Source organism: Mycobacterium sp. (assembly GCF_019243155.1).
Lineage (GTDB): Bacteria > Actinomycetota > Actinomycetes > Mycobacteriales > Mycobacteriaceae > Mycobacterium.
This window is the reverse complement of the sequence record NZ_JAFAUS010000049.1, coordinates 1-2,731: the sequence shown is the minus strand read 5'-3', so window position 1 is coordinate 2,731 and position 2,731 is coordinate 1. Positions and strand designations below refer to the sequence as shown.

Annotated in this window: 3 protein-coding genes; 2 read left to right on the top strand and 1 reads right to left on the bottom strand. The window is 69.4% G+C overall.

The genetic code is table 11. The annotated features are described in order from the left end of the window. The coding region (locus JOZ00_RS02580) for a S1 RNA-binding domain-containing protein (protein WP_293339209.1) at positions 1-631 on the top strand (631 nt) is incomplete at its 5' end. A 12-nt stretch (positions 632-643) separates the two neighbouring features. Continuing rightward, entirely contained in the window at positions 644-1,822 is a 1,179-nt protein-coding gene (coaE, locus tag JOZ00_RS02575; RefSeq protein ID WP_293339208.1) for a dephospho-CoA kinase, read from the top strand. Here the strand turns inward: coaE and JOZ00_RS02570 are convergent. Then, a partial coding sequence (locus JOZ00_RS02570) for a DUF6596 domain-containing protein (RefSeq protein ID WP_293339206.1) occupies positions 1,819-2,731 on the bottom strand: 913 nt, incomplete at its 5' end. The genes coaE and JOZ00_RS02570 overlap by 4 nt on opposite strands.

Genomic DNA, 2,731 nt, shown 5'->3' with positions numbered 1-2,731 from the left:
GCGGGTCTCGTTGTCGCTCAAGGCGACTCAGGAAGACCCGTGGCGCCACTTCGCCCGCACGCACGCCATCGGCCAGATCGTGCCGGGTAAGGTCACCAAGCTCGTTCCGTTCGGTGCGTTCGTGCGCGTCGAGGAGGGCATCGAAGGTCTGGTGCACATCTCGGAGCTGGCCGAGCGCCACGTCGAGGTGCCCGACCAGGTCGTCGCCGTCGGCGACGACGCGATGGTCAAGGTCATCGACATCGACCTGGAGCGTCGCCGAATCTCGTTGTCGCTCAAGCAGGCCAACGAGGACTACACCGACGAGTTCGACCCGGCCAAGTACGGCATGGCCGACAGCTACGACGAGCAGGGCAACTACATCTTCCCCGAGGGCTTCGACGCCGAGACCAACGAATGGCTCGAAGGCTTCGACAAGCAGCGGACCGAGTGGGAAGCCCGCTACGCGGAAGCCGAGCGCCGGCACAAGATGCACACCGCGCAGATGGAGAAGTTCGCCGCGGCCGAAGCGGCCGGGCACGGCAGCGACCAGTCGCCGGGCAACGGTGCTCCTCCGGAGAAGGCGGGCGGGTCGCTGGCCAGCGACGCGCAGCTGGCCGCGCTGCGGGAGAAGCTCGCCGGCAACGCCTGACGTCGTTCGCGCATGCTGCGTATCGGGTTGACCGGTGGCATCGGCGCCGGCAAGTCGGCGCTGTCGTCCACCTTCGAGAAGTATGGCGCGATCATCGTCGACGGCGATGTGATCGCCCGCGAGGTGGTCCAGCCGGGAACCGAGGGCCTGGCCGCGCTTGTCGAGGCGTTCGGTGACGACATCTTGCTTCCCGACGGGTCGCTGGATCGGCCGGCGTTGGCCGCCAAGGCTTTTCGCGACGACGAGGAACGCCAGAAGCTCAACGGCATCGTGCATCCGTTGGTAGGCAACCGCCGCCAGGAGATCATCTCGGCGGTGGCCGAGGATGCTGTTGTCGTCGAAGACATTCCGCTGCTGGTGGAATCCGGGATGGCGCCGATGTTCCCGCTGGTCGTCATCGTGTACGCCGATGTCGAGGTGCGGGTGCGGCGGCTGGTCGAGCAGCGCGGGATGCCCGAAGAGGATGCCCGGGCCCGGGTCGCCGCCCAGGCCAGCGACGGACAGCGGCGCGCCGTCGCCGACATCTGGCTGGACAACTCGGGCAGCCCCGACGATCTGGTGCAGCGGGCGCACGAGGTGTGGAACGACCGGATCGTGCCGTTCGCGCACAACCTCGGTGAGGGTCGGGTCGCCCGTGCGCCGGCGCGGCTGGTTCCGGCCGATCCGACCTGGCCCGATCAGGCGCTGCGAATCGTCAACCGGCTGAAGACCGCCTGCGGCCACCGGGCGCTGCGCGTCGACCACATCGGCTCGACGGCCGTGCCCGAATTTCCGGCCAAGGACGTCATCGACATCCAGGTCACCGTCGAATCGCTAGCCGTCGCAGACGAACTCGTCGAACCCCTGCTCGCCGCGGGCTACCCACGCTTGGACGACATCACCACCGACGTCGCCAAGACCGACGAAGCGGACCTGTGGCGCAAGCGCTTTCACGCCTCGGCCGATCCGGGCCGGCCGACGAACGTGCATATCCGGGTGGACGGCTGGCCCAATCAGCGGTTCGCCCTGCTGTTCGTCGACTGGCTCAAGGCCAACCCCGATGCGCGCGCCGCCTACCTGTCGGTGAAGCAGGCGGCCGAAAAGCAAGCGGACGGCGACACCGCGTCGTACGTCGAGGCCAAGGAGCCGTGGCTGCTCGACGCCTACCGGCGCGCGTGGGAGTGGGCGGACTCCACCGGCAATCGGGGCTAGCGCGTCGCGCGCGCCAGCAGGTAGCGCTGCTCGGGCAGGCTGCGTGTGCGTTGGGCCGCAAGCAGATAGTGCTCCCGCGCGGCGTCCCGCTCGCCGAGTTCATCGAGGAGATGCGCCCGCACGGCGTCGACGCGGTGGTGTCCGCGCAGCGCGGGGTCCCTCGCGGCTGCGTCGAGCGCCTCGAGACCGGCGGCGGGCCCACGCACCATCGCGACGGCGACCGTCCGGTTGAGCGCGACCATCGGACCGGGTGCGAAGGCGGCCAGAACGTCGTACAGCGCGAGGATCTGCGGCCAATCGGTCGCGGCGAAGTCGGCCGCCTCGTCGTGCACCGCGGCGATCGCCGCCTGCAATTGGTAGGGGCCCGGCTTGGCCACGGGCAGCGTCGCCTCGACGATCGCGACGCCCTCCGCGATGGCGGATTGATCCCACCGGTCGCGGTCCTGCTCCGCGAGCGGGATCAGCGCCCCGTCCGGTCCGGTGCGCGCATCCCGCCGCGCCTCGGTCAGCATCATCAGTGCGAGCAACCCGGCGACCTCCCCCTCGTCGGGCAGGCTGGTGCGCAGTTGCCGGGTCAGCCTGATCGCTTCGCTCGTCAACTCGACCCGGTTGAGAGCCTGTCCCGACGTGGCGGTGTGGCCCTCGTTGAAGACCAGATACAGCGTGCTCAACACCGCGGGCAGCCGCTCGTCGCACTCGCGCGCCATCGGCGTCCGAAACTGCGTACCCGTTTCCCGGATGCGCGCCTTGGCACGGCTGATCCGTTGCCCCACAGTCGCTTCGGGAAGGAGCAGAGCGTGCGCGATCTCCGCGGTGGTCAGGCCGCCGAGTGCGCGCAACGTCAGCGCGACCTGCGATGGTGCGGTCAGCTCGGGGTGGCAGCACAAGAACAGCAGCGCCAACGTGTCG

What these genes read in the sequence shown, in the direction of transcription:
- coaE (WP_293339208.1), top strand. Translation starts at nt 644, where the DNA reads ATGCTGCGTATCGGGTTGACCGGTGGCATCGGCGCCGGCAAGTCGGCG.